Genomic DNA, 328 nt, shown 5'->3' on the forward strand with positions numbered 1-328 from the left:
AATTACTTAAAAATGAACACCCTTTTTAAAAATTGCAAAAGTCCTTTTATTACGTTGGTTTTTCTGTACTATAGTACAATTTCATGTTCTTTAAATACACTAAGACAGACTTCTACTAATTGAAAAAATACATTCATATTCTCAATTAACTCTTATGTAATTGCAATTATGTTGGAATGAATATAATAAGTTTTTAAAAAATACATCTACCTAAGCTTTAAAGGTAAACAGCTGCTTATCTTGTACTATACATATTCTTCAAAAAAATGGGAAATCCTTTTGTTTTTATAAAATATGTTCTTTTATTACCTATATAATACAACCCGAA

Origin of the sequence: Bacillus sp. JJ634, assembly GCF_036962285.1 — a bacterium.
Taxonomy (GTDB): Bacteria; Bacillota; Bacilli; order Bacillales; family DSM-1321; genus Peribacillus; species Peribacillus asahii_A.